Here is a 23084-nt window from a genome sequence, read left to right as displayed (position 1 = left end):
GTGCTGGGCGGCCTGGGCGAGGCCGTGTGCGGCGTGCTGGCCGAGCAGTGCCCCACCCCCGTGCGCCGCATCGGCGTCAACGACGAGTTCGGCCACTCCGGCCCCGCCGCCGCTCTGCTCCAGCAGTTTGGTCTGTGCGCCGACCACATTGTCGAGGTGACCAAGTCCCTGGTGTCCCAGGGCTAATTTCAAGGAGGCGGCCCATGGTACTTGTTTGTCCCTCGGTGCTCTCCGCAGACTTCACCTGCCTGGGAGAGGACTGCGCCCGGGTGCTGAACGCCGGGGCAGATATGATCCACTTTGACGTCATGGACGGCCACTTTGTGGACAACCTCAGCTTCGGCCTTCCCGTTTTGGAGACCCTGCACCACGCCCTGCCCCAGGCCGTAATGGATGTGCACCTGATGATCTCCCATCCTCTGCGCTTTGTCCACCGCTTTGCAGAGGCGGGGGCGGACTACATCACCGTCCACGTGGAGACCACCGACGACCTGTCCGCCACCCTGGCCGCCATCCACGGCTGTGGCTGCAAACGAGGCATGGCCCTCAACCCGGACACTCCCGTGGAGGCGGTGTTCCCCTACCTGGACCAGTTGGAGCTGGTGCTGGTGATGGGAGTCGTGCCCGGCCACGGCGGACAGCCCTTTGACCCCAGAGCTCTGGACAAGCTTCGGGCCCTGCGGGCCGAGTGCGCCCGTCGAGGGGTCTCCCCCATTCTCTCGGTGGACGGCGGCGTCAAGCCCGGCACCACCGCCCCCCAGTGCACGGAGGCCGGTGCCACCGCCTTGGTGGCAGGCAGCGCCGTATTCGGCGCCAAGGACGCCTCCGCCGCCGTTCGGCAGTTGAAAGGCTAACGGGTGAGAGGATGGGGCCATCCGGCCCCATCCTCTCACCATCTCTCACACATTGGAGGCACGCTATGCAAAGCCAGAGTTCCATGTTTCAAGCCAGCTTTGTCTATACCGATGAGATTCTCTCGGATTTCGAGAAGCTATACCATCTCAAAGGTTCCCTCTCCCCGGTGGTACGAATCATCTGCGGGGTGCTGGGTGTGGCGGGTGCCATCTACTTTGGCTTTCAGCTGTACCGCCACGGGTTCCAAATCGCCACGGCTGGCTATCTCATCGTCTGTTCCCTGATGATTCTGGTGGCGGTGTCCAGCCGTCGGCGCAGCGGTGCAGACGACACCTTGAAAAAGTACCGCAAATACTACGAGAACCACCGGGCCACCTTTCGCATGGATGCCGATGGGGTGGACATGAAGCTGGAGGGCCAGAAAAACCACGCCCACAGCAAGTTCCGCCAGATCTACGGTCTGTTTGAAACGGAACGCTGCTTCTACTTCGTCATCAAGGGCAAGGCCTACTACATTCTTCCCAAAAAGGCCCTGTCCCCGGAAGACGCAGACGCTCTGCGCACCTATATGCAGCAGTGCAAAAAGAAGTTCCAATTCTATGCCCTGTAAGTCACATGCCTCTTGGATAGCCTGGTGATACTATGATTCAAGCCGTCATTTTTGACATTGACAACACGCTATACGACTATGACGCCGCCCACGCCGTGGCCTTTCAGGCTCTGACGGAGTACGCCCAGCACACGCTGGGGGTGGACCCGGAGACCTTTGAGGCCCTGCATCAGCGGGCCAATCAGCTGCTCCAGGCCCGCACCGGCGGCGACTGCGCCGCCATCCACAACCGTCTGCTCCGGTATCAGATTTTGTTGGAGGAGCTGTCCCAAATCTTCGATGTCTCCCCCATGACCATTCGCCGGGATTTACAGCACCTGGAGGACCAGGGCCTGATCAGCCGTTTCTACGGCGGCGCTGTGGCGGAGCAGCCCGTCTCCTCCGCCGGAGATGCCGACCAGGTGAAGCTGTACCGGGATCTCATCAGCCAGTACGCCGCCAATCTGGTGGCGGAAAACGATCAGATCTTCATCAACGGCAGCCGCACCGCCCTGGGGCTGCTGGACTTCCTGGGGGGCAAAGAATGTCCAGGTGTTCACCAACAACGGCCTGGTGTGTGCCCGGAAATATCCCTCCAACCTGCGCATAACCCTGTCCGGTGGAGAAGTGCGGGGCCAGAACGCCATTCTCACCGGAGACTGCACCATGCGCAACCTGCTCATGGTACACGCCCGGAAGGCGTTCATCGGCTGCACGGGCATCTCCCCCAACGGAGAGCTGCTGTGCGGCATCCCCACGGAGTTGGGCATCAACGAGACCATGCTCAGCCACTCCGACCGCTACTTCATCCTGGCCGACCACACCAAGGTGGGCGTCATTGGCACCTATGCCAGCCTGCACTTGGAGAAAATGGGTACTGTCATCACCGATGAACTGGCCCCAGCCGCCGTGGTGGAACAGCTGCGGTATATTGGCATGGAAGTCATTCAGGTGACGAAGGGTCACCCGAGTGAGAAATAACACACAAAGTTTAAGAAGAGACCGCCAATCGGCTGTCTCCTCTTTCTCTATGTCCGTATGAGTACAATTAGGGTCTATTTTCACACGATTTTCTCCATTAAATCCTCCATCCCGCAGCACAGCACCCGGGACAACAGCACCAGATATTCCGCTTGGGCCTTGTTGATGTTCTTCTGTCGCTGCTCATACTGCTGGATGGTACGCAGAGGTACACCGGATTGTTCCGCCAATTCCCGCTGACTCAGGCCCGCTCGCTGCCGGAATAATTTGAGATTGGTCTCCGGTTTGGCCGCCTGATACAGTTCATTCATTTTGTCGCAGAACTGCCGGATATCCATCTCATGATAGGGGGAATACAGTGCCTGGATATCCAGAATGGGCACATATCGGGTAATCTCTGCAAAACTCATGGAGGTCTCCCACTGATAGTAGGCCAAGGCCCAGCCCGTCCAATATTCCTCGCTGCGGTCCATGGTGTATCGGGGCTGGATGCGCTGAATGGGAAGCCCTGCCTGCTCCAACACGTGGTAGGCCAGTTCCACCCCAGACATCCCCACCAAAAGGGTGAAATCCCCCTCTTCAAACCGAGCTGCCACTCCAGAGCCGAGAAACAGGTCAAAAAACCGGGTAATCTCATAGCCCAGATCGTACACCGCAAAATCCAGCATACGCCCTAAGGCGGTGCGGGCCTTGTCCAGATAGACCTTATCGTAGGCGTGCATCACCTGGCATCATCTCCTCGTCCATAATCTGCGTGATGTACAAATCACCTTTTTGGCGGCGGTTTCGCTCCACGCTGAAATATTCCCGGCGGGCGGACTTATCCCGCAACATCTTCTTGGTATACCACTCCTGACTCTGGGCCAATTCCACCCCCACAAACTCCAGGCATTCAAAGGCACGGGGACTTTTCAGCACAAACTGCTCCCCCAGCTTGCCCAGATGCATGGCATTGGTCAATTGGCGGTAGGAAATGGTGCCGTTGATGAAGTCCTGGGCAAAGGAAAAGTAGCTATCATCCGCCCGATAGCCAATGATGGCATCATAGGACTGATACTCCACCAAAAAATGTTGGAGAATGTACTCTTTGGCCTCCAGTGCCAGCCCGGACGGCACGTCAAACTCCCGGTTTTGAAGCAATACCGCCAACCAGTGCAGAATGCAGAACTGCGGGTCGTTGAGACGGAGGATGCGCAAGTCGTCACAGTCCAGCCGATAACAGTTGGCATATCCGTCCCGGTCCTTCCCTGCTCCCCACTCCTTGGCCATATCCAGGCTGTCGGTGCAATAAAAACCTAAGCCGTAGTCATTATAGGTTTTTCCATGTCCATAGATGGGCTTCTCAATGATGTTGGGAGAGCCGTGGTAGAGTGTTCGGACCATGGGGGTCACCTCCTTCTTAAAGCTATTATACTCCTACAGGAGTATAATAGCAACAACAACTATTCATGGCATAAATTTGAATGGTTCACGTCATTATTGACTCAACTTTGAAATAACTCCTCAAATATTTAGTTAGTTTATCACAATAAGGTTCAATGCAAATAAACTTTTTATTATATTCATTTGCAATTGAAACCATAGTATCTCTTTTTTTCAAATCATTGATATTTGGACATTTCGTCGGCAACTCTCTTGCCACATCAGTAAGAACGGTTCCTATTGTTAATATATTATCCAAGACTATTTTTTTAATTTCCGAAAGAAGTCGGATACTTTCGCTTGTAAGAAACGGGGATTTCATAATCTCATCTATTTGTGCAAGCATTTTTGTATTAGAGACAGTTTGACAAATTTCTCCATAAATATAATTATTCCAAACTTCCATCTTCGACATAGAAGGTGGATCCTTTTCTACACTTTCATTTTCAGAAGACAAATCAGGGGCCACTAAATATCGTTCGGCAAACTCAGAGGTAAGTATAGAACATGGGCAAGCTTTTTTATTGTATGGACGCTCATTCTAGTCGAAAGTGACATTATAAAAGGTTTCTAAATAGTCATCCAACAGCTTAAAAATATTGGCTCTAAGCATTTCATCAAAGTCAAATGCATGGCGAATTTCAGATTCTGTTTTACCATTAAAAAGTTTCATGATAGATGTGAAAACTTCAACTTGATTTTTGAAAACCTCCGTTTTCATTGGTTGAAGAATTGTTTTTCGCGCACTTAAAAACATCAATACGGCAACTGTACCCATCGAAACATAAAACAATGCCTCAATGATTTTAACGATATCATCTAAATGATTCAATATTTTTGTAATCACAATTTACCTCCAGAATTTCACTAAGAAGAATGATATAACAGTCTATCAAAATTCATCTTGACTTAAAGAGATTCATCACTCATTTCATCCATCATTTATCTACTTCCATGAGCGATGCTTTGAGTGATGCATAGCAAATTTCATTTCCCATCCTACCACATCTTCCCACATTCATCAATTCATTTCAAAGCCTCCAATCTCCACATTTTCTAGTTTTCCCCATCCCCAGCCATAGGGACACGCCGCCCATGCATACACTTCCCCATGGAGGTGGTGGCCATGCGGACGGCATGGCTCTTGTTAATGCTCAACGGACTCTTTTTCACCCTGCGGCTGGCCAACAACACCGGGTCCTTCCCCCGGGCCCTGACCCGGGAGGAGGAACAGAACTGCTTAAAACGCATGGCCCAGGGAGACAGCGACGCCCGGGACAAACTCATTGAGCACAATTTGAGGCTTGTAGCTCATATCGTGAAAGTTATCCGCAGAACAACGTATGCTTGTAATGGACTTTGCCTACGCAATTTTAGCTGCCAGAGATAATCCAACATCTGAGAAGTTCCTTGATGAGTTAGAGGCAGAATATAAAAAAATCCTCTCCGGACTTGCACCCAACAAGGACTCATCTGCTTCCAATATCACCAGCGACGACTCCAGCAGCGCAATGACGTCTGAGGGATAGTCAAAGCGCAAAAAAGGAGTGCCCCCCCGGTAGGCGGCACTCCTTCTACGCTTTTTATGGGAACATTCACGAAACAGCTCTACAATCCCGGAATGTATATGTCCTCCTCTTTTGTACTGCATTGAAACAGTTTGTTTATCAACTTCTGACTCACCCGCATGCTAGCCCTATTTTCACTCCCTGTCCGCATATGGTGCATCAAAAGTTCCATAGAAGAGCAAAATTCATCGTAGTAGGGCAAATTAGCTTGTAGCCGTACACATCTTGTGTTCTGGATTCTTGCATACCTAATCGGAGGCTCAGACCTATAACACAGCCTACTGTAAAAGGATTGTTTTGGGACCTCATGTAAAAAATTATCGCCCTGGCTACTTTTACACGCACTACAATGGTTTAAAAAATACCTTGTTTTTGCTCGCACGGAGTATTCTGGATAGTATAACAGCTGTTTCATGTATTCTTCCAGTCCTTGGGGCATCCTTTTTACATAAGTCAATATTTGCAGATTTTGATTGCGTTGATAACCGTCATCCACCGAACAGCTGTTGTCAGTTGCCAGCAACACAACATCAAGATTTCTCCCACATTTCCAGCATGTATGTTCTTTTGTAAGAATGTACAGATTTTCGCATACGATATTATCGTTCCCAATCCATTCTGAAACTGCTCCAACTTTGGTCAGATCATCTACATACCATGATTTGAGCTGTGGATTCCATCTAGCCCCTCTTTTTTTCGCAAGGTCCTTCTCTTGATAGGGAACATCCAGCAATACATGCATGCGCAACACTCCTCTCTCCTGCATCATTCCAGGCTCTATCCTAAGCTTGCAGATTTATTTTACCATCTCTTGGTTATGATTACAAGGAATGTACCCCGTTGTCCATATCTAGAGAGTATGTTACAATTATAAAAATAAAAGTGAAGGCGGGTGATTCCGTGACAAACAAAGCCCTTTTGGATAAAATTGACCTATACGCAAAATCAATAAGGAGAGCTGGCCCTCAATGGACAGCTCTCCTTTTCCCCTATTCATTTTTGATACTCACTAATCGTCATAATGTCCCAGGCAGGAGATAATATACACGACCTCTTCCTGCTCAAAGTAAACGATGCGATTGGTTTCATCAATGCGGCGACTCCACAAGCCACTTAGGTTGCCCCGCAGCGGCTCCGGCTTTCCGATTCCCTCATAAGGGCTCCTCTGAATATCTTTTATCAGTGCATTGATCCGTTTCAGAGTCTTTTTGTCCTGTGTCTGCCAATACAGATAGTCGCTCCACGCTCGATCCTCCCACAGCAATCTCATCAATCCACCTCATGCAAATCATGCTCAGCAAAGTGGGCCTTGCCCGCCTTGACGTCCTGCATGACACTCTCCAAGTGCCGGAGATTGCTTTCCGAATAAAATGGATCAGCTGAAACCTCAAATGGGATACGGCACTCTCTGCCAACCTTCTTTGCAAATATCGTAAAGGCTGCACTCATGGAAAGGCCCATCTCGGCACAGGCTCGCTCCATTCTTTTTTTCACATCTTCGTCCAGCTTAAAATTAACATTGACCGTGTGCGCCATATACAACACTCCCTTCCTACGTTCAGTATATGCAAAATTAAAGAAAAAAGCAAGTAATTTTCTTTACGACTTTATAAGGGGAAATTCCATGACAACAGGAGAGAAAATAAAGAGAATACGCATCTTTCGTGGTATGACACAAAAGGAACTTGGCATTGCTTTGGGCCTTCCTGAAAAGGGCGCAGATAATAGAATCGCACAGTACGAAACCGACTATCGTGTTCCCAGGCAGGATCTGTTAGACAAAATCGCACAGACACTGGATGTTGCCCCTGCTGCGTTGTCAGTTCCAGACATCGACTCTCCAGTTGAACTGATGCACACACTGTTTTCCCTAGAAGATAGATATGGGCTGGAGATCTATGAGCATAACGGAGCTGCCTACCTTCAGGTTAATCCACTCAAAAACAGAGAGGCAAAACAGCTGAATGAGATCCTGCTTGCATGGAAGCAAGTTTCCGATCAACTCAGGCGCGGTGAGATTACCAGAGCGGAATATGACCGCTGGCGTTATCACTACGCCCGGTGACAAAACGAGCCCTGTACAGTTCGTGGTGTGGGTTACTATTAACTCCACAGAGGTCGAACAAGAAATATCCACTGAACAAGCGTGGTATTTGCGTGAAAAGTATGTTACAATTATGAAAAAGAAAGTAAAGGTGGGTGATTTCGTGGCAGACAAAGCCCTTTTGGATAAAATCGACCAATACGCAATGTTAATTAGGGAGCATCGGCCTTTGTCTCCAGATGAAGTGAAGGAGCTGGATGCCTACTTTCGGATCGGTACTACCTACTCCTCAAATGCTCTGGAAGGAAATTCTCTGACATTGTCTGAAACAAAGGTGCTGCTAGAGGACGGTATTACGGTGGGGGGCAAGCCCATTCGGGACTGCTACGAAGCCACAGGCCATGCCCGAGCCTACGACTACATGCTGGAGATTGCCCGGGGCGGACAGCTGGAATTTCGGGAAGAAACCATTCTTCATTTACACGGCTTGTTCTATGGCAGCATTGATCCAGACCACGCCGGGAGATACCGTAGCGGCCAGGTCTTCATCTCAGGAACAGAGTACGTTCCTCCGCCCGCCGAAGAAGTACCCATCCAGATGTCCAGCTTGGTAGATGATCTCAACAGTCGAAAAGACACCATGCACCCGGTACTGCTGGCCGCCTACGCACACCGGCGACTGGTAGATATTCATCCCTTCCAGGACGGGAATGGACGTACCGCCCGGTTGCTTATGAATCTCATTCTAGTGAACAAGGGGTACTGCCTAGTGTCCATCCCTCCAATTCTGCGCCACAGCTATATCACATCGCTCCAGCAGGCTCAAAGGCGTCAGAACCCCAGTGATGCTTCTTTTGTCAATCTGATCTGCGAGTGCGAGTTAGAGGCTCAAAGGGACTATTGCAGGATGTTCCATATTAAGCTCCCAACTCGAAAGAAACCTACCCCGGAACGATAAAACAGGCATAAAAGAACGCTGTCTCTCAAATCCGAGAGGTAGCGTTCTTGCCCATCCTATAAACTCATGGTACAATGACGACAAATACATGCGAAAAAGGTGTACTCTATGAACAACTACGAGAAAGCTGTACACTTATGGCAACTGCGAAATGTCTCTACAGATGCAGAACTTGCAGAAGCCCTAAATGGCCACAGCATTACCTTTGCTTACAATTCCGGTAAAATTGAAAACGACAACATCACCTATCACGACACCCGGGATATCTTTGAGCGAGATGGTGTCTCCTCCTATACTGGCGATCTCCGCACCCTCTTTGAAATCAAGAATTCCAAAGACGCCAATGAGTTTTTCCTTCAGTCTTTCCATCAACGGACGCCGTTGAACGAAGGTTTTATCAAGGCACTACAACAGCTGCTAACCAAGGGTACCTATGACCCAAGGCGTTATCAGCTCGGCGAACGGCCCGGAGAATACAAATACCATGACAATGTGACAGGGAAAGAAGAAGTTGGAGCTGCTCCTGAAGATGTTGCTGATGAAGTGTCGGAGCTACTGGATGAGCTCCAGGACATCTCTGATGCCAACGCCCTGACGGCCGCTGCCTACTTTCATGCCAAATTTGAAAACATTCACCCCTTTGCAGATGGAAATGGGCGAACGGGTCGGCTGGCCATGAACTACTTTCTCGTGTTGCACGGTCACCCTCCCATTGTTATTCACGAAGAGGATCGCAAGGCATACTATCAAGCCCTGGAAGCCTGGGATACTCACCAAGAGTTAGGCCCTTTGTGTGACTTTCTTAGAGCACAAACGGCAAAGACCTGGGAAAAGCAAATCCAGCGAGCTGAACGCAAACACCATCGGGGCCAAGCACGCTAAGGTCCTTACAAGAATAGAATTAAGCCGATGTCGGACACCATGCCCGACATCGGCTTAGTTCTATTCTTCTTCTCTTTTGTCCATCGTATGTCGGTAGCTTCTCCTAAGTTGACGGAACCGCACAATTGTAGTACAATGTATTACGAAAGGAGTTGAGCCTATGAGTTTTTCCATCAGACTGACAGCGGAAGAAAAATCCTTGGCGGAAAGCTATGCCAAACTTCACTCCATGTCCTTGGGGGAAGCGTTCAAAACCGCTCTTTTCGAAAAAATCCAAGAGGAATATGACACAGCAGTTGCCGATGCTGCACACCGTGAGTACGTTGAGGGAGGGATGCAAAGCAGGCCCATCTCTGCTCTGTGGGAGGAGCTGGACTTGTGAAATATTCCGTCCGAACAACCTCTCGTTTTGACCGAGAATTCAAGAAACTAGACCGTTATACACAGCGAATGCTGAAAGCCTGGATTGAAAAAAACCTAGTGGATTGTGCAGACCCTCGGTTGCATGGGAAGGGCTTAACCGCGAATAGAAGTGGTCAGTGGCGATACCGAATCGGAGACTATCGCCTCATTTGTGAAATTGAGGATGATAAGCTCGTCATACTTGCTCTCTCTGTAGGACATCGAAGAGACGTCTACCAACATTGAGAGACTGCACTGAAACAAAAGAAGCCTGAGGCGGATCGCAAAATCCGCCCCAGGCTCTTTGTTTTATTTAAGCAGTTATTAACTTTCTTCTCTTGCCTTCAGGTGTAGTCCAGCAACGATTATAAGGGTCAATCCAAATACCACCAATCCCCAAATTGTATCGGCAGTTAAAACAAGAGCGATCAATCCAAATAACACAGAGTACGCCAACGTGAAGATACCACCCACAAGGAAAAAACCAATCGTTGTATTTTGCAGCGCAAAAAACAACACGCAAACTCCAATGCCAACAAGCACAGATAATGCTGTATGGACATGTGCAAAGTGGTGACAGCATACACCCGCAACGATTCCCATCGCAATGCTGTCAAACAAAATAATTTGACCGAGCCACAGACCCAAGATCGTTGCTACCACTCCAATCGCCACACTGAAAGCAATAAGAAATCCGACTCCTACAAGATAACCCATATACTTACCTCCCTTGTCTTTTGATTCTACTACACAATACTACACAACGGTATTCTCGTCCAGGATGTCACTACCGACTTTGCTTGTCTTTTTTAGTACCCTGCAAATGCGCATGTCTATCAGAGCAAGCACGACTAGCGGCGGCCAAGGTCTCTCGCACACTTACTTTGGATCTACGAACGGACGCCGAAACCTCATGTTGCAAGTTCTGATGCACATACTCTTTGCAACGCTCTTCATCCATTCGGAAATCACAGCAGCGTTTTACCAGGGTTGGCCACGCTTTCCCTTGAACTATCATCGCATGTAATTTCTCAGCCTGCTTCAGAATGCGTGTACGATGAGAGTTGCACCATGATAGTTGATTGGATAGCAAGTTCTTATAATCTCTATCTGCTTTGGAATCGCTAGAGGTAATTCTCATATCAACCTTTTCAACACATTCCGGTACAACCGGAATCATGTTGTTGAAATTAATGGCTCCCCAAGTTCCACGATTCACTTTCATAAAATCAACCTGGTTCTTCATATTCAGGTGCTTGGGCTTTGGTGATGTCAACGGCGCATAATATTGAAAACCATTAACGCTGAATACGATACCAACAAAAGGACGCGCCGACTTTTGATCCATCGTATAAGGGACACACGGATCAGCATCTCGAAGGAAATCACAATACGCAGCGTTCACTTTATAAAACGAAAAACAACTCAATTGAAAGCCTCCTTAAAAAGCAAGGGGCTGAGTGCAACACTCAGCCCCTCGCTATTTTCGCTCCCACTGTATGGTAGGGTACACCGCTGCTTTCGCTCCCACTTCAGCTCTCGCCTGGTAGGGTACACCGCTGCTTTCGCTCCCACTTCGGCTCTCGCCTGGTAGGGTACACCGCTTTTTGAGCATCACTACTCTTCGTTATTATTATACCCTTTGCAAAAAAATATGTCAACATCATCTCCGTTCGCTCCGCTGAAAGCGGCGTTCATGCCAGACCATGAACACCTGTCCAGCTCTGCTCAACGGTTGCTAACTGGGGCCGGGGGCCTATCCTTTGCGCCCCTCCTGGGGGCGCACCTTCCACGTTTCATGCAGTCCCGTGAGCTTCCCTCGCCGGGAGGGCATCTCCGATGGGCAAGGGCTGCGCCCTTTGCAAACCTGCTTGTTTTGTGGCCCGCAAAGAGGCGGGCCACAAAACTGGCAAGCAATGCATGTGGCCGACCACATGCGATTTTTGCTTGTTGGTGGCAGCGCCCCCAAACCCCCTTGAACACAGAATTTCATTCTGTGGCTACACGTTCTTCGAACGTTATTGTCCAGCTATCGCTGAACATTATTTCTTTCTTTTTTACCACAGTAGTCGTCTCCAAGAATGCGGTCAACATTGGCTTTCGCCGTAAGTAGTTGCCGCATTTCTTCTCGGACGCCTTTGTATTGCCGATATGCTTCTTTCTTCTTTTCAAGAAGTTGTGCATACTCGGTCTGAAGTTTTTTTACTGTCGGAAGTTTCTCAACAGCAAGTTCATCGAATGCTTTTTTCGCTGCCTGGTGAAGCAAGATTTCATCTATGTGGCTATCGCGAAACTTCTTTGAGTAGCCGGATTTTCGGTAGGCCACATAGGCCTCTCGGGTCTTGGCATAGTTGATGATATGAGTCCGAAGCGCAGCAATCTCCGCCATGCGCTTTTCCGCTGCCTTGATCTCCTCCGACAATTCATTATGGCGAGCTGTGGCATCCCCTTGTCCACAAAGTTGTCCTTGACATAGGCCCGGACAAGGGCAAGCTGCTGTTCTCTGGTAAGCTCGCGGGGGAGGGCCGCCTCAATTTCGCGGGCAAGCTGGCTGTCCCTGGCTTTCTCGATCTGCTCCACACTGTTCCAGAGGGTGGAACGGTCTGCAAACTCCGGCGGGGCATGGGCGGGCAGCATGATTTCCGCATGGACAACGCCGCCTTTCCGGGTGTAATCGTGGGTCTGGCCGTCCCATTCATTCGTCAGCTTGGTTCCGCTTCGGTAGGCGGCTGCGGCAACAGCGGAACGGCCCTCGCTGCGCTTGATGATACTGACGGGAATATGGCAAAAATCTATGAGTGGCACCTCCTTTCGGCGGGGATATTTCAGGCTCCGTGGAGCCGAACAGACGCGAAGCGGGTGTTTGGCTGCGCGGGGCGCACAAGGGGTTTGGGGAGTGTAGCGCCCCATCGCGCTCAGAGAGCGCAACAGCCCCGGCAGGGCGCACGACACCGGCAACGGTGTATAAGTGCGCCCTTGTAAACAAGGGACTTACGGCTTGTCCCCGGATTTCGGCAGTTTTGCGGCCAGTTCCGCCGCCCCCGGAAGATGGGACAGGGCAATCAGGAACGCCTTGACCTCTACGCCGGGAAGGCCGGGGGCCAGAGGGAAAACGCCCTCCAAAATGGCCCCGCGCTCAATCAGGCGGCGGGTGCGGGCCTTGCGTTCCTCATTGCGCTGCTTGTTCTCCAAAATCTTCTGGCGGTTCTCAAGCTGCCGGATTTCCTTCAGGACTTCTTCGCGCTCGTCTTTTTTCTGTTTCGCTTGGGTGGTGATTTCTTTGTGCATATCGCTTTCTCCTTTGGCGGCTTCATCCAGCCGCGCCTGATATAATATTTCTGTAACTTGATAATGGCGTTGCGAACCGTGACAATAGCATAGAAGCGAGGTTTATAGATGACTTTGTCAACAGGTCCAGAGTTTTGCGCAAATTGGTTTGCAGCCCCTGGCGTGAATGAAGTCAGCCAGCAATGGAGACGTCCTCAATGGCAGCCTCCAGATGCTTCATGTTCATGTACTTCTTGTTTCCCCACTGGGTGCCAGCCACATGGCGTAGCCTGGCACAGACCAGCATGAGGGCAGAGTTGCCGTCCGGGAAACTGCCCACCACACGGGTACGGCGGCGGATCTCCCGGTTGAGTCGTTCAATAACGTTATTGGTACGGATGCGAGTCCAGTGCTCGCTGGGAAAATCGCAGTAGGTCAGCGTCTCCTCAATGCCATCCTCTACCTTCTTGGCCGCCTCTTTCAGTTTCATGGAGCGCAGTTCTTCCACCACAGCTTTGGCCTTTTCCCGGGCTGCTTTCTTGCTTTCCTGGGCGTGGACCGCCTTGAGCATCTTTGCCACCAGCTTCACCTTGGAGCGAGGCGTGACCGAGAATACATTGCGGTAAAAGTGGACGGTACACCGCTGATATTTGGCTTCAGGGAACACTTCTCCCACGGCCTCCAGCATACCAAGGCACTTGTCGCCAACCACCAGCTTGACTCCATTCAGGCCACGGCCACGCAGCCACTGGAAGAAGCTGACCCAGCTGGACTTGTCCTCCTTCATGCCCTCGGCGGCACCCAAAACCTCACGGTATCCGTCTTCGTTCACCGCAATCGCCACCAGAATGGCCACATTTTCAAACTCTCCGCCCCAATTGCGGCGCAGGTAGATCCCATCCACATAGACATATGGATAGTGCCCACCTTGCAGAGGGCGGTTGCGCCAATCCTCTATGTGGACATACGCCTTCTTGTTCAGCTCGCTGATGGTGGCCGGAGACACCTTGCTGCCCCACAGAGCCTCGGTAATATCCTCCACGCGCCGGACGGATACGCCTGCCAGGTACATCTCAATGAGGGCTTCTTCCACGCTGCTCTCCCGGCGGCGATACCGCTCAATGATGGCGGTTTCAAAGGAGATCCCCTTGAGCTTGGGCACCTTCAGGGTAACGTCCCCGGATGTAGTGGTGAGATTTCGGTTGTAGTGGCCGCTGCGGTAGCCCTGGCGCTGCTCATTGCGCTCATACCGGGCTGCCTGGGTCAGCTTCTCCGCCTCGGCCTCCAGCAGTTCGTTGAGGGTTTCCTCTACGCTGCCTCGTACCAGTTCTTTGATTTGACCCTTGATTACTTCCTCGTTAAGCTGTACAATCTTTTCCGACATGGTTTGCTGTCTCCTTTCAGAATGGTGTGTCGTGACTTCATTCTACCAGAGGGCTGCAAACCATGTCTCTTTTTCTGCTTTTTAATTTGCGAAACTTATTGTACCTTATCTCCGAGCTGGTGGCAAAGTAAGACGAGGGCGGCAAACTCCTTAATTGGAGCTTGCCGCCCTTTTTCACTTAGGACCATTATGGCCCCAAGTGACACTAATGAGAAACATCATAATATGATTAGATTTCCGCTATTTATGGATGCACAGAGTTTTTCAATGCAGGAAATAATATCTTTGGCTTCTCTTTTTCCTACATTAACATTATTGTGTACGATGTTATTGCGTATTTTTCTATACTTCTTTACTTTGTAAAGAGCTTCTTCATCTTCAGCATTATTCGTGTTTAACAAATTTAGGGATTCCATCAGAGAGGTCCTTACAAAGTCGTACTTTCTGGATAAAGTTATTTCTAAAAACCTAAATGCCGCAATAACGGCAGCATTGTATTCACCCTTGTCAAACAGCCTCAAATAATCCTTTTCGGCTTCCGGTTCGTTTTTCTTGCCGTTATTGTGCGCTTGTAAAAAATCATTTAATGTGTCCACAAAATGCTTGTTATCACCATATAAATTATATTTGAAAAGATGTAGACCTTGTAAATCAAATGGCAAAATATCCGATTGATCTTCATCTACAATCAATATAGATAGCTTGTTCTTGCTCATTATGTTTCCTAATTCCCACATAATATTTGCGTTGTTACCAGAGAGATCAACAATGGTCATTGAAGCTTTTGAAATCAGAGCGTCAGTCTTTCGTGTTATAATTTCGCCTGGCATTATAGTTTCGTCTAATGATATGGGAGAAATACCGTTATTGTATAATACAGGATATAGCAAATCTTTAAGAAAGGATAATCTTTGATATGGTGCTGAAATATAACAAAGTCTATTATCCGTCTCCGGCATTTTTAATTCTTCGGAAGCCTTCTCGTTTGTGAACACCATTTGTTCGGGGAGCTTTTCATCAATAACTTGCTTAATCTCAGAAAAAAACTCATCCAAAATATCAGGATAGTCGGCTTTGTCACCCGGAAGATTTATAACTTTAATATTTCTTCTCTCAAAACGTGCTATTTCTATGGGGCTGGCATCTACTAAAACTACATAAGCAGGAGTGCTTAGTTTCCCGAGGCGGGAACCAATAATTTGCCACAGTGTTCTAATATCGCTGTCGTCAAAACTATATCCTATAAGTAATAGCGTTTTAGTAATAAATAGGTTGGATATGTATGTTGATAAAATTTTGTTTTTATCAACATATATATCATAATCGTATTCGGTTATTACCATTCTTTCAGGATGATTAAAATCTCCATGCAGTTTAATAAGTTTAGTTCTTTCATGTGTGCTTATTGGAAGGCGCTCCTCTGAAACTACCATCGAAAAAGGAATGTGTTTCTCATTTAATGTTTGTTCAATGAGGAAATCAAAATTTGTCGTGCAAATAGTATCAAAATAAAGATCGCAAAATGTCCGATGTGTTTTTCCCGGCTTTAGATCATTAACATAGAGTTCTCTTGCCAAAAGTTCAATGAGCTTAGTCCTTGAAAACTCACTTTCAAACAACGATAATGCGTCAATGGCATTCGTATAAGTGTAATTGGGAATGTATGTTGCCACTTTTTTCCCGAGCCCTTCCCAATCTAAAATGCTCGCACCCTCTGGGGCAATAGCATTTTTTGAAAAGCCTGCCCCAACAAACGGAATAACTCTATTATCAATAAAATCTTCTTGTAATGTCTTAGGAATGTATTTCAAATATTTTCCGCTCATTGGTATTCCTCCGTTGCCCGCTTTTTAATAATTCTATCTCTTGCGTGCCTGTTCGTCAACTAAAGGCTGGGTGTAGTAATACACTGGGGACAGGATTCACTAATCTTTTGCGACATTTATGTCCCCAGGCAGGCATGGTAAAATAGAGATAGAAAGAATAAAGGAGGTTTTGATGATGAAGATACTGCTGAAAATATTGGTTGCGCCCTTCGTTCTGGCGCTGTCCCTTCTGGCGGTTCTGGTGGTGTTTCTGTTTGATATTTGTGCCTTCCTGTTGACGATTGCCTCCGTGATTCTGGCGGTGCTGGGTATCGCCCTCTTTTTCACGCCGACACCCATCGGCGGGATTGTATTTCTGTTCCTCGCCTTCCTCCTTTCGCCGTATGGGCTGCAAGCGGCGGCGTGCTCTCTGCTTTGGGCACTGGACGGAGGAAAATCCGCTCTGTATCGGTTTCTGACAAGTTAACTTCGGGTCAGCATGGCCCGAAGCAGGAAAGGGTGGCTTGAGGCCACCCTTTCCTGCTTTATTCTATATCTACATACGAAAAAGATTGCGGGGCAAGTGTGATATTGTAATCTAATAAATCTCGTGGAGGATCAAATATTTCCACTTTTCCTAATTCATAGGCGTATGCTGTTTTGCACCCATGAAAATATTCCCGATATTTTTTTCTGCTAATGCCCGCGTTACTTTTAGTCTGTTCCCATAAGGTGGAGGGAGCTGCACAAATAGTCCCCAGTATTTCAACTTTTGCCACTACTTTCATTACCGGAGATGTGCTATATACAAGTAGAACAGAACTGTTACTTCGTGCTAGCCGTTTACGATATTCATATTTTTTTGTACCAGCCAATATCCTATCAACATATTCTGGTTTTATTGATAATAGAATCGCCTTCAAAATTAAATCCTCATCATTCTACATACTTAATTTCCGTCTCAGAATCGTGCATAATCTGATTATATTGTTCATCACTCAATTTCATAAACGATCTAGGCCCCCTTGGAGCACACACAATGTCATGGTCCCAAAGGTAGCCCAATGTTAATCTTTTGCTCAGGCTTTTGACAAATATAAATTTTAAAACTTTTAAATTACGCCTATGATCACGCCAAAAGCCTTTCAATTCTTCGGTAGAAAAGACACTTCGATTCTGACAGATACTAAGCAGTTCCTCCTGAGAATGAATATTGCTAATAATTTCATCCACCATAGCGACTGTTGTAACAACCGAAGTATATTTTTTATTTGAACCTTCGGGGCCTGTTCGATAAAACAGAATTAGATCACCGGGCTTTACACCATTTCCGGGAGCCCACGAGATATAGACCTTTTGTAATGCATACCTATGAGGTTCTCTTCCGAGAAAATCAATTTTATTCTCGTTGTTCAGTTTGGAATCCGGGAGTAGTGTGGTGTGATATTGTGGGAAAATCGGCAAAATATACTTATTGCAATCATACTGAATGTTGGGAAAGTTTTTGCGAAAAGAAATATTATGATCAAAATCTTTCATCCTTTTTACTAAAACTTGTTCTTCTTTCCCGTTTCCAATTTTTACTCCATATTCAGTGAAGCCCCACCTTTTCAGTAATGCAGCCAAAGCGGACAGTTCTTCTCTATCTGTATAGAGTGTTACATAAATTTCGTCAACATTGCGTTGTAAGGCATTGTCAAAAATAATTTTAACAAAACGCTCACCCAACCTAAATCCGGTAGATTCAACTTTAAATGTTCCTACTTTTAATCTGCGCATCGGTTTAAAGGGCGGAACAATATCTGAGTAATTCTCATCGACACCTTCTGTTTTTAAGTAGAGGAATCCCAGTACTTTTCCAGCATCCGTATTACATATGTAAGCTTCTTCATCGCACTTGCGAGCAAGCCACTTATCAAATCCTGGATAAGCGATACGGAAACTGTCAAAGAAAGAATCGGTTAAATCAACATTTCCGAAATAGGTTTTTTCAACGGCAAGCATTTTATATTCAATGAGACTTGGGTTTTCAGCCGTCGCTGCACTGATAAATGCATTTATTGAAAAAACTCTGTCACTCAAACCTAGCTTTATAGCTTTATTTCTTAGTCTCCGATCCTCCGTGATTAGTATGTCAACTCTGTTTGAATATACTTCAAACAATAGGCAATCATCAATCATGTCATTTTGCGATTTTTCCGGAATTCCGATCAATTCTAAAAAAGAATCGTCTGGTTCCTTAATGGTTTTGATTACCTCATATGATTCCAGCTTTACCGAAATAGCCTCTTGCGTTTCTGGATCTCGATATTTTTTTATTTCGGATATAGAGTATGGATGGATTACTTTATCATATTTTAACTTATCCAACCATCGAAAAAGGTGGCCAATACTATAATTGGAAACACGCTTGTTTTCTCTATGGATGATTATATTTGTGTCAAGCAAAGCTCTCATAATTTGGGGCCCCTTTCTATATAAGATAAGCAACTTGTAATATCAGTTTCATCAAAAAGCATATGATGAACATACAGATTACAATTTATGCTTGTAGCAATCTCATGTGCCTTTTCGTGTTCTGCTTTTTGTAAAAGTAAAATTTGACTTTCGGAATACTCTTTTTTATCTCGCATCGACAAATTTTTTATAATTTGTGAGGACGAGGCCTCTAGCAAAAGTATGGTTTCTATTTCCAGATCATAGAACACCCTACTCGGCAAAGTATCAACATTACCATTTATGTCAAATATGCAAAAATGTCCGGCAAGAATAATACTAGGGGTCGATTTCAGAAGTTGCTTGACTTGTGAGGCCAAAATATTCTGATTAGCATCTTTGTCTCTAACCACTTTATTTGCTCCATAAGTTTCACCGTTGACCGCACTAATGAGATCACCGGCAGAAAAATCTGGGATTTTTAATGCAGTTGACAATTTATTACATAATGTGCTTTTCCCTACACCGTAAGTCCCGGCAACAAATATCGTCCCCATATGTATAACCCCCGTTTAACGATCCTTTATTGTATATATTTTACATCAAAATCAAGTTGGAGTCTATCGTGTTTTTGACAAATATCTTATGTTCGGGCCATGTTGGCCCGAAGTCGGGGCGGTCTGGACGGACCGCCCTTTTTCATAGAAGGGAGGGATGATTTCTGGCTACCACAACTTTGTTGCAGCGCCATGCAGGCGAAGGCGAAACGATTGCTGAGGCCATACGGGATTGTCTGGACTATGGCAAAAACCCGGAGAAAACAGAAAGCGGAAAGTATATCTCCGCTTATGAGTGCGACCCCGCCACCGTGGCGGACGAGTTTCTTTTGGCGAAAGCCAGCTATGCCGCCATGACGGGCCGGGAACAGAAAAAGGCTAATGATGTGCTGTGCTATCAGATACGACAGTCCTTCTATCTGGGAGAGATCACACCGAAGGAGGCGAACCGTATCGGCTATGCGCTGGCTATGCGCTGGACGAAGGGACGGCACGCTTTTATCGTTACCACGCATACCGACAAGCAGCACATCCATTGTCACATCTATTACAACTCCACCACCCTTGACTGTACCCGGAAATTCCGAAACTTCTGGGGTTCCAGCTTTGCTCTCCGTCGGCTCTCCGACAGGCTGTGCCTTGAAAACGGGCTGTCTTTACCCGCTACTTTGAGGAACAGGGTATCAAGATTTACGAAAAGTCAATGGTTCGGAGTTTCCTTTCCCAGCTTTTACGGAACCCTGTTTACGCACAGGCCGACTTGGAACTGTACGAGTTTTTCAAGAGCCAGGGCGCGGCGATTGTCAATGACGCTTCCGATTTTGCCGGAACAAACGGCTGCTATCTCTATCAGGGGCGGGATGTGAAGGAGGGCAAGGACAGGTGCCTAAAAGACCAGATACTTGTTATCGCTCCGCATGAAGCATTGATCCCCTCTGACACATGGCTGAAATGCCGGAAAAAGCTCATGGCAAATACCACCTTCCAGCAGGGGCGGAAACCAAAAAACACTTGGCTGGCCGGAAAAATCAAATGCGGGCATTGTGGGTATGCGCTGAAAGCCACCCATGTACCAAACAGCACAGGCTACTTCCGCTGCACCAAACGGACGGAAAACAAAGGTTGTCCGGGCTGCGGGAAAATCCGCAAAGAAGAATTTGAGCAATTCATTTTCTCGGCCATGCAGGAGAAGTTCAAGGATTTTCAGATACTCCACATCAAAGAGGAAAAGGTCAATCCGAAGCTGACAGCCTATCAAGTAGAGCTGGCACAGGTGGAGGCAGAAATTGAAAAACTGCTGGACACGCTGACCGAAGCCAATGCGACCTTGCTTGCTTACGCCAACAAGAAAATCGAAGAACTGGACATTCGCCGTCAGACCATTTCAAAAGCAATAGCCGATTTGAGCGTCGAAACCATATCGCCCCAGCAGATAAAGAAACTGTCCTATTATCTCGACAACTGGGAGAGCATAGATTTTGACGACAAGAGAAAAGCCGCCGATGGCTCGATTTCTACAATCAAGGCCACCAGCGACTGCGTTCAGATAGAGTGGAAAATCTGACATTTCCGCTCTATCGCCCCTCATTTCTATTTTATCTCGTTTGTACCCCTTGTACACCGATGCTTTCATCAAGTCTGAAATCTTGCTTTGAAGCTCATTCGATAAGCGGTGAAAATCATCTACGATAGCAATGTTCTGGAACCGACCCTCAGCAATATTTCTTATTTCTAGGAGATCACTTTCTTTTCTTGCAGAGTAAACTTTCACTTCACTAAGCTGTAACTGATTCAAAATTTTGATAATTGCTGTAGTTTTTCCTATGCCAGAAGGACCTTCTATTACAATACACTTGCCTGGAGTTCGAACCGCAACTAATAATTCGTTATACTCATATGGAACGACATAAGTGTATGTTGGGACTCCAGCTACAGTAAACACCTGCTCCAAACGCAATTTTTCCATATTTTTCTATACCTTTCTTTACGATATATTTTCTTCTCAAAGCTTAGCCAAGAACCTATTCGCCGTTGCTTCCCGCATATTGGCGTTCATACGGTAGTCATGAGTTTTCAGATACGCCTCGATTTTCTTCCTGTGCAGAGCGATCTTTCATCACTCATTTCATCCATCATTTTTCTAACTCGATGAGTGATGCTTTGGGTAATGTATGGCAATATCGCTTTTTATTTTACCACATCTTCCCACATTCATCAATTCATTTCAAAGCCTCCAATCTACACATTTTCTAGTTTTCCCCATCCCCAGCCATAGGGACACGCCGCCCATGCATACACTTCCCCATGGAGGTGGTGACCATGTGGACGGCATGGCTCTTGTTAATGCTCAACGGACTCTTTTTCACCCTGCGGCTGGCCAACAACACCGGGTCCTTCCCCCGGGCCCTGACCCGGGAAGAGGAACAGGACTGCTTAACACGCATGGCCCAGGGGGACAGCGACGCCCGGGACAAACTCATTGAGCACAATTTGAGGCTTGTAGCTCATATCGTGAAAAAATACTACACGCAGACGGGAGATCAGGACGATCTCATCTCCATTGGCACCATCGGGCTCATCAAAGGGGTGTCCACCTTCAAAGGGGACAAAAATGTGCGCCTGGCCACCTACGCCAGCCGCTGCATTGAAAACGAAATCCTCATGTACTTCCGCTCCCAGCGGAAAACCCAGGGAGAGCTGTCCCTTTCCGACAGCCTGGACGGGGACCCGGAGGGCAATTCCCTGTCCCTGATGGACGTGGTGTGCGTGGACGACACCATGCTGGAAGACCTGGACCTGCGGGACTCCTGCCAGCGGGTGCGGGAGTGCGTGGACACCTGCCTCACTCCCCGAGAGGCCCACATCATCAAGCTGCGCTACGGCCTCAACCAGCAGGCCCCCCTCACCCAGCGGGAAATCGCCACCCTGTGCGGCATCAGCCGCTCCTACGTCTCCCGCATTGAGAAAAAGGCCCTGGAAAAGCTGCGTCAGGCCTACGAAAGCCATTGAGCGCGCAAAAAAGCGCATGTCTCGGGGTGAGACATGCGCTTTTATCTATATTCTGTTATCTCCGGGTCTTCAAGCGGGCCATGGCCCGGGCCAGAGCGGCCTTGGAGTGGTAGTACTCCTGGATGCTCTGCTTCTGGCGCAGACGCTCCTCGGCGCGCAGCTTGGCGGCCTCGGCACGCTTGCGGTCGATCTCCTCGGGATGCTCGGCAAAGCCCACCAGCAGGATCACATAGTCCGGCTTGATCTCGGCAAAGCCAGCACCCACAGCGGCAGGCTCCCACACGTCGTCCACCTTGTAGCGCAGCTCGCCGGGCTCAATGGCGGTAACCGTGGGGGCGTGGCCTGCATAGACGCCCATCTGGCCGTCCACGGCGGGGAAAATCAGGGCCTGAGCGGGTCCAATGTAGAACTGCCGCTCGGGGGTGATGATCTCCAGGTAGAAGGTATTGGCTTCTGCCATTATACCGCCCCCATCTTCTTGGCCTTGGCCACGACCTCGTCCACGTTGCCCACGTTGCTGAAGGCAACCTCGGGGTACTTATCCAGCTCGCCGCCCAGAATCACCTCGAAGGAGCGGAGGGTGTCCTCCAGCTTCACATAGCGGCCCTCCAGGCCGGTGAACTGCTCGGCCACAGAGAAGGGCTGGGAGAAGAACTGCTGAATGCGGCGGGCCCGCTCCACGGTGCGGCGGTCGTCCTCGCTGAGCTCTTCCATACCCAGAATGGCGATGATGTCCTGCAATTCCCGATAGCGCTGCAGCAGCTCCTGGGTGCCGCGGGCAATCTTGTAGTGCCGCTGGCCCACCACGTCGGGCTCCAGGATGCGGGAGGTAGACTCCAGGGGGTCCACGGCGGGGTAAATGCCCTGCTCCACGATCTTACGGGACAGCACGGTGGTGGCGTCCAGGTGGGCGAAGGTGGTGGCG

General features: G+C 48.4%; 29 protein-coding genes and 6 pseudogenes. 14 read left to right on the top strand and 21 right to left on the bottom strand.

The window, feature by feature from the left end; translation table 11 throughout:
- The 3 genes from B5F22_RS10795 to B5F22_RS10785 form a co-directional block, all read left to right on the top strand.
- Positions 1 to 186, top strand: a 186-nt coding sequence (locus B5F22_RS10795) for a transketolase C-terminal domain-containing protein (RefSeq protein WP_275532487.1), incomplete at its 5' end; no start/stop codon positions are given.
- A 17-nt stretch (positions 187 to 203) separates the two neighbouring features.
- On the top strand, positions 204 to 854 hold the full coding sequence (gene rpe / locus B5F22_RS10790) for a ribulose-phosphate 3-epimerase (protein ID WP_087392551.1): 651 nt from the start codon (positions 204 to 206) through the stop codon (positions 852 to 854).
- A gap of 65 nt (positions 855 to 919) precedes the next feature.
- Positions 920 to 1465 carry a YcxB family protein gene (locus B5F22_RS10785; RefSeq protein WP_158096692.1) on the top strand — a complete coding sequence of 182 codons (546 nt, stop codon included), beginning with the start codon at positions 920 to 922 and terminating at the stop codon, positions 1463 to 1465.
- A gap of 68 nt (positions 1466 to 1533) precedes the next feature.
- On the opposite strand, the gene B5F22_RS12700 is transcribed toward B5F22_RS10785, so the two are convergent.
- Together B5F22_RS12700 and B5F22_RS12815 are read right to left on the bottom strand one after the other, a co-directional pair.
- Positions 1534 to 1737 carry a hypothetical protein gene (locus tag B5F22_RS12700; protein WP_242955117.1) on the bottom strand — a complete coding sequence of 68 codons (204 nt, stop codon included), beginning with the start codon at positions 1735 to 1737 and terminating at the stop codon, positions 1534 to 1536.
- Between the two features lie 36 nt (positions 1738 to 1773).
- Positions 1774 to 2004: a hypothetical protein gene (locus B5F22_RS12815; RefSeq protein ID WP_158096691.1), complete on the bottom strand. Its 231-nt coding sequence runs from the start codon at positions 2002 to 2004 to the stop codon at positions 1774 to 1776.
- Here B5F22_RS12815 and B5F22_RS12340 point away from each other — a divergent pair.
- Positions 1997 to 2425, top strand: a complete 429-nt coding sequence (locus B5F22_RS12340) for a DeoR/GlpR family DNA-binding transcription regulator (RefSeq protein WP_087231148.1) — start codon at positions 1997 to 1999, stop codon at positions 2423 to 2425. The genes B5F22_RS12815 and B5F22_RS12340 overlap by 8 nt on opposite strands.
- An 80-nt stretch (positions 2426 to 2505) precedes the next feature.
- Here the strand turns inward: B5F22_RS12340 and B5F22_RS10770 are convergent, their stop codons facing one another.
- From B5F22_RS10770 to B5F22_RS10760, 4 genes are all read right to left on the bottom strand, one after another.
- Positions 2506 to 3147, bottom strand: coding sequence for a helix-turn-helix transcriptional regulator (locus tag B5F22_RS10770; protein WP_242955118.1), 642 nt, complete (start codon positions 3145 to 3147; stop codon positions 2506 to 2508).
- Positions 3131 to 3808: a DUF3990 domain-containing protein gene (locus tag B5F22_RS10765; RefSeq protein WP_087392547.1), complete on the bottom strand. Its 678-nt coding sequence runs from the start codon at positions 3806 to 3808 to the stop codon at positions 3131 to 3133. Before B5F22_RS10765 ends, B5F22_RS10770 begins: the two co-directional genes overlap by 17 nt.
- Before the next feature lie 85 nt (positions 3809 to 3893).
- Positions 3894 to 4262 (bottom strand): hypothetical protein, encoded by a 369-nt coding sequence (locus tag B5F22_RS12120; RefSeq protein ID WP_143482247.1) that lies wholly within the window; start codon positions 4260 to 4262, stop codon positions 3894 to 3896.
- A 126-nt stretch (positions 4263 to 4388) separates the two neighbouring features.
- A complete protein-coding gene (locus B5F22_RS10760; protein WP_087392546.1) occupies positions 4389 to 4694 on the bottom strand; it encodes a hypothetical protein in 306 nt (101 codons plus the stop codon).
- 279 nt (positions 4695 to 4973) lie between these two features.
- On the opposite strand from B5F22_RS10760, the gene B5F22_RS10755 reads away from it, so the two are divergent.
- On the top strand, positions 4974 to 5237 hold the full coding sequence (locus B5F22_RS10755; protein WP_204210589.1) for a sporulation sigma factor SigK: 264 nt from the start codon (positions 4974 to 4976) through the stop codon (positions 5235 to 5237).
- Between the two features lie 218 nt (positions 5238 to 5455).
- Here the strand turns inward: B5F22_RS10755 and B5F22_RS10750 are convergent, their stop codons facing one another.
- From B5F22_RS10750 to B5F22_RS10740, 3 genes are all read right to left on the bottom strand, one after another.
- On the bottom strand, positions 5456 to 6157 hold the full coding sequence (locus tag B5F22_RS10750) for a DUF5710 domain-containing protein (protein WP_087231136.1): 702 nt from the start codon (positions 6155 to 6157) through the stop codon (positions 5456 to 5458).
- Positions 6158 to 6424: 267 nt separating this feature from the next.
- Positions 6425 to 6685 (bottom strand): Txe/YoeB family addiction module toxin, encoded by a 261-nt coding sequence (locus B5F22_RS10745; protein ID WP_087231133.1) that lies wholly within the window; start codon positions 6683 to 6685, stop codon positions 6425 to 6427.
- Complete coding sequence (locus B5F22_RS10740) at positions 6685 to 6951, bottom strand: type II toxin-antitoxin system RelB/DinJ family antitoxin (RefSeq protein ID WP_087231130.1); 267 nt, start codon at positions 6949 to 6951, stop codon at positions 6685 to 6687. Before B5F22_RS10740 ends, B5F22_RS10745 begins: the two co-directional genes overlap by 1 nt.
- An 88-nt stretch (positions 6952 to 7039) precedes the next feature.
- Here B5F22_RS10740 and B5F22_RS10735 point away from each other — a divergent pair, with 88 nt between their 5' ends.
- The 5 genes from B5F22_RS10735 to B5F22_RS10715 all read left to right on the top strand — a co-directional run bounded on the left by B5F22_RS10735 (position 7040) and on the right by B5F22_RS10715 (position 9947).
- Positions 7040 to 7480, top strand: a complete 441-nt coding sequence (locus B5F22_RS10735; RefSeq protein ID WP_087392545.1) for a helix-turn-helix transcriptional regulator — start codon at positions 7040 to 7042, stop codon at positions 7478 to 7480.
- 112 nt (positions 7481 to 7592) lie between these two features.
- Positions 7593 to 8417 (top strand): Fic family protein, encoded by an 825-nt coding sequence (locus B5F22_RS10730; RefSeq protein ID WP_242955116.1) that lies wholly within the window; start codon positions 7593 to 7595, stop codon positions 8415 to 8417.
- 108 nt (positions 8418 to 8525) lie between these two features.
- Positions 8526 to 9299, top strand: coding sequence for a Fic family protein (locus B5F22_RS10725; RefSeq protein WP_087231123.1), 774 nt, complete (start codon positions 8526 to 8528; stop codon positions 9297 to 9299).
- Positions 9300 to 9459: 160 nt separating this feature from the next.
- Positions 9460 to 9681, top strand: coding sequence for a DUF6290 family protein (locus B5F22_RS10720; RefSeq protein WP_087392544.1), 222 nt, complete (start codon positions 9460 to 9462; stop codon positions 9679 to 9681).
- Positions 9678 to 9947, top strand: a complete 270-nt coding sequence (locus B5F22_RS10715; protein WP_087253967.1) for a type II toxin-antitoxin system RelE/ParE family toxin — start codon at positions 9678 to 9680, stop codon at positions 9945 to 9947. The genes B5F22_RS10720 and B5F22_RS10715 overlap by 4 nt, the downstream gene beginning before the upstream one ends.
- 78 nt (positions 9948 to 10025) lie before the next feature.
- Here the strand turns inward: B5F22_RS10715 and B5F22_RS10710 are convergent, their stop codons facing one another.
- The 7 genes and pseudogenes from B5F22_RS10710 to B5F22_RS10675 all read right to left on the bottom strand — a co-directional run bounded on the left by B5F22_RS10710 (position 10026) and on the right by B5F22_RS10675 (position 16178).
- Positions 10026 to 10418, bottom strand: coding sequence for a hypothetical protein (locus tag B5F22_RS10710; RefSeq protein ID WP_087373296.1), 393 nt, complete (start codon positions 10416 to 10418; stop codon positions 10026 to 10028).
- A 70-nt stretch (positions 10419 to 10488) separates the two neighbouring features.
- Positions 10489 to 11130 carry a type III toxin-antitoxin system ToxN/AbiQ family toxin gene (locus B5F22_RS10705; RefSeq protein ID WP_242955115.1) on the bottom strand — a complete coding sequence of 214 codons (642 nt, stop codon included), beginning with the start codon at positions 11128 to 11130 and terminating at the stop codon, positions 10489 to 10491.
- 600 nt (positions 11131 to 11730) lie between these two features.
- A pseudogene (locus B5F22_RS10700) lies at positions 11731 to 12144 on the bottom strand (relaxase); the annotation flags it as partial.
- Positions 12144 to 12506, bottom strand: a pseudogene (locus tag B5F22_RS10695) (MobA/MobL family protein); the annotation flags it as partial. The pseudogenes B5F22_RS10700 and B5F22_RS10695, both read right to left, overlap by 1 nt.
- A gap of 186 nt (positions 12507 to 12692) precedes the next feature.
- Complete coding sequence (locus B5F22_RS10690) at positions 12693 to 12989, bottom strand: DUF3847 domain-containing protein (protein WP_087233740.1); 297 nt, start codon at positions 12987 to 12989, stop codon at positions 12693 to 12695.
- A gap of 172 nt (positions 12990 to 13161) precedes the next feature.
- Positions 13162 to 14361 (bottom strand): annotated as a pseudogene (locus B5F22_RS10680) (IS256 family transposase); the annotation flags it as partial.
- Positions 14362 to 14570: 209 nt separating this feature from the next.
- On the bottom strand, positions 14571 to 16178 hold the full coding sequence (locus tag B5F22_RS10675; RefSeq protein ID WP_087392542.1) for an SIR2 family protein: 1608 nt from the start codon (positions 16176 to 16178) through the stop codon (positions 14571 to 14573).
- Positions 16179 to 16353: 175 nt separating this feature from the next.
- On the opposite strand from B5F22_RS10675, the gene B5F22_RS10670 reads away from it, so the two are divergent.
- Positions 16354 to 16644, top strand: coding sequence for a CD1845 family protein (locus tag B5F22_RS10670; protein WP_087392541.1), 291 nt, complete (start codon positions 16354 to 16356; stop codon positions 16642 to 16644).
- Between the two features lie 58 nt (positions 16645 to 16702).
- On the opposite strand, the gene B5F22_RS12115 is transcribed toward B5F22_RS10670, so the two are convergent.
- Genes B5F22_RS12115 through B5F22_RS10660 form a run of 3 tightly spaced genes read right to left on the bottom strand, consistent with a single transcriptional unit; the run spans position 16703 to position 19150 of the window.
- On the bottom strand, positions 16703 to 17080 hold the full coding sequence (locus tag B5F22_RS12115) for an ASCH domain-containing protein (protein ID WP_158096690.1): 378 nt from the start codon (positions 17078 to 17080) through the stop codon (positions 16703 to 16705).
- Between the two features lie 13 nt (positions 17081 to 17093).
- On the bottom strand, positions 17094 to 18614 hold the full coding sequence (locus tag B5F22_RS12495; protein WP_204210587.1) for a hypothetical protein: 1521 nt from the start codon (positions 18612 to 18614) through the stop codon (positions 17094 to 17096).
- A complete protein-coding gene (locus B5F22_RS10660; protein WP_087392540.1) occupies positions 18611 to 19150 on the bottom strand; it encodes an ATP-binding protein in 540 nt (179 codons plus the stop codon). The genes B5F22_RS12495 and B5F22_RS10660 overlap by 4 nt, the downstream gene beginning before the upstream one ends.
- A gap of 164 nt (positions 19151 to 19314) precedes the next feature.
- Here B5F22_RS10660 and B5F22_RS10655 point away from each other — a divergent pair.
- The 3 genes and pseudogenes from B5F22_RS10655 to sigK all read left to right on the top strand — a co-directional run.
- Positions 19315 to 19809, top strand: a pseudogene (locus tag B5F22_RS10655) (relaxase/mobilization nuclease domain-containing protein); the annotation flags it as partial.
- Positions 19809 to 20714: pseudogene (locus B5F22_RS10650) on the top strand (recombinase zinc beta ribbon domain-containing protein); the annotation flags it as partial. The pseudogenes B5F22_RS10655 and B5F22_RS10650, both read left to right, overlap by 1 nt.
- Before the next feature lie 755 nt (positions 20715 to 21469).
- On the top strand, positions 21470 to 22159 hold the full coding sequence (gene sigK, locus B5F22_RS10645; RefSeq protein WP_087371719.1) for an RNA polymerase sporulation sigma factor SigK: 690 nt from the start codon (positions 21470 to 21472) through the stop codon (positions 22157 to 22159).
- Between the two features lie 55 nt (positions 22160 to 22214).
- On the opposite strand, the gene atpC is transcribed toward sigK, so the two are convergent.
- Positions 22215 to 22619 carry an ATP synthase F1 subunit epsilon gene (gene atpC, locus B5F22_RS10640; protein WP_087231619.1) on the bottom strand — a complete coding sequence of 135 codons (405 nt, stop codon included), beginning with the start codon at positions 22617 to 22619 and terminating at the stop codon, positions 22215 to 22217.
- Positions 22619 to 23084, bottom strand: a pseudogene (locus B5F22_RS10635) (F0F1 ATP synthase subunit beta); the annotation flags it as partial. The pseudogene B5F22_RS10635 and the gene atpC, both read right to left, overlap by 1 nt.

Origin of the sequence: Pseudoflavonifractor sp. An187 (genome assembly GCF_002160275.1) — a bacterium.
GTDB classification, from domain to species: Bacteria; Bacillota; Clostridia; order Oscillospirales; family Oscillospiraceae; genus Enterenecus; species Enterenecus faecium.
This window is presented reverse-complemented; position numbering and strand designations above follow the sequence as displayed.

Excerpts from the sequence above, each read along its gene's own strand:
- B5F22_RS10670 (WP_087392541.1), top strand. The coding sequence starts at position 16,354 with ATGAAGATACTGCTGAAAATATTGGTTGCGCCCTTCGTTCTGGCGCTG.
- B5F22_RS10785 (WP_158096692.1), top strand. The coding sequence starts at position 920 with ATGCAAAGCCAGAGTTCCATGTTTCAAGCCAGCTTTGTCTATACCGAT.
- B5F22_RS10755 (WP_204210589.1), top strand. The coding sequence starts at position 4,974 with ATGCGGACGGCATGGCTCTTGTTAATGCTCAACGGACTCTTTTTCACC.
- B5F22_RS10745 (WP_087231133.1), bottom strand. The coding sequence starts at position 6,685 with ATGAGATTGCTGTGGGAGGATCGAGCGTGGAGCGACTATCTGTATTGG.
- B5F22_RS12120 (WP_143482247.1), bottom strand. The coding sequence starts at position 4,262 with ATGTCGAAGATGGAAGTTTGGAATAATTATATTTATGGAGAAATTTGT.
- B5F22_RS12495 (WP_204210587.1), bottom strand. The coding sequence starts at position 18,614 with ATGAGAGCTTTGCTTGACACAAATATAATCATCCATAGAGAAAACAAG.
- B5F22_RS10690 (WP_087233740.1), bottom strand. The coding sequence starts at position 12,989 with ATGCACAAAGAAATCACCACCCAAGCGAAACAGAAAAAAGACGAGCGC.
- B5F22_RS10730 (WP_242955116.1), top strand. The coding sequence starts at position 7,593 with ATGAAAAAGAAAGTAAAGGTGGGTGATTTCGTGGCAGACAAAGCCCTT.
- sigK (WP_087371719.1), top strand. The coding sequence starts at position 21,470 with ATGTGGACGGCATGGCTCTTGTTAATGCTCAACGGACTCTTTTTCACC.
- B5F22_RS10725 (WP_087231123.1), top strand. The coding sequence starts at position 8,526 with ATGAACAACTACGAGAAAGCTGTACACTTATGGCAACTGCGAAATGTC.
- B5F22_RS10735 (WP_087392545.1), top strand. The coding sequence starts at position 7,040 with ATGACAACAGGAGAGAAAATAAAGAGAATACGCATCTTTCGTGGTATG.
- B5F22_RS10660 (WP_087392540.1), bottom strand. The coding sequence starts at position 19,150 with ATGGGGACGATATTTGTTGCCGGGACTTACGGTGTAGGGAAAAGCACA.
- rpe (WP_087392551.1), top strand. The coding sequence starts at position 204 with ATGGTACTTGTTTGTCCCTCGGTGCTCTCCGCAGACTTCACCTGCCTG.
- atpC (WP_087231619.1), bottom strand. The coding sequence starts at position 22,619 with ATGGCAGAAGCCAATACCTTCTACCTGGAGATCATCACCCCCGAGCGG.
- B5F22_RS10740 (WP_087231130.1), bottom strand. The coding sequence starts at position 6,951 with ATGGCGCACACGGTCAATGTTAATTTTAAGCTGGACGAAGATGTGAAA.
- B5F22_RS10675 (WP_087392542.1), bottom strand. The coding sequence starts at position 16,178 with ATGAGCGGAAAATATTTGAAATACATTCCTAAGACATTACAAGAAGAT.
- B5F22_RS10765 (WP_087392547.1), bottom strand. The coding sequence starts at position 3,808 with ATGGTCCGAACACTCTACCACGGCTCTCCCAACATCATTGAGAAGCCC.
- B5F22_RS10710 (WP_087373296.1), bottom strand. The coding sequence starts at position 10,418 with ATGGGTTATCTTGTAGGAGTCGGATTTCTTATTGCTTTCAGTGTGGCG.
- B5F22_RS10720 (WP_087392544.1), top strand. The coding sequence starts at position 9,460 with ATGAGTTTTTCCATCAGACTGACAGCGGAAGAAAAATCCTTGGCGGAA.
- B5F22_RS10750 (WP_087231136.1), bottom strand. The coding sequence starts at position 6,157 with ATGCATGTATTGCTGGATGTTCCCTATCAAGAGAAGGACCTTGCGAAA.
- B5F22_RS10770 (WP_242955118.1), bottom strand. The coding sequence starts at position 3,147 with ATGCACGCCTACGATAAGGTCTATCTGGACAAGGCCCGCACCGCCTTA.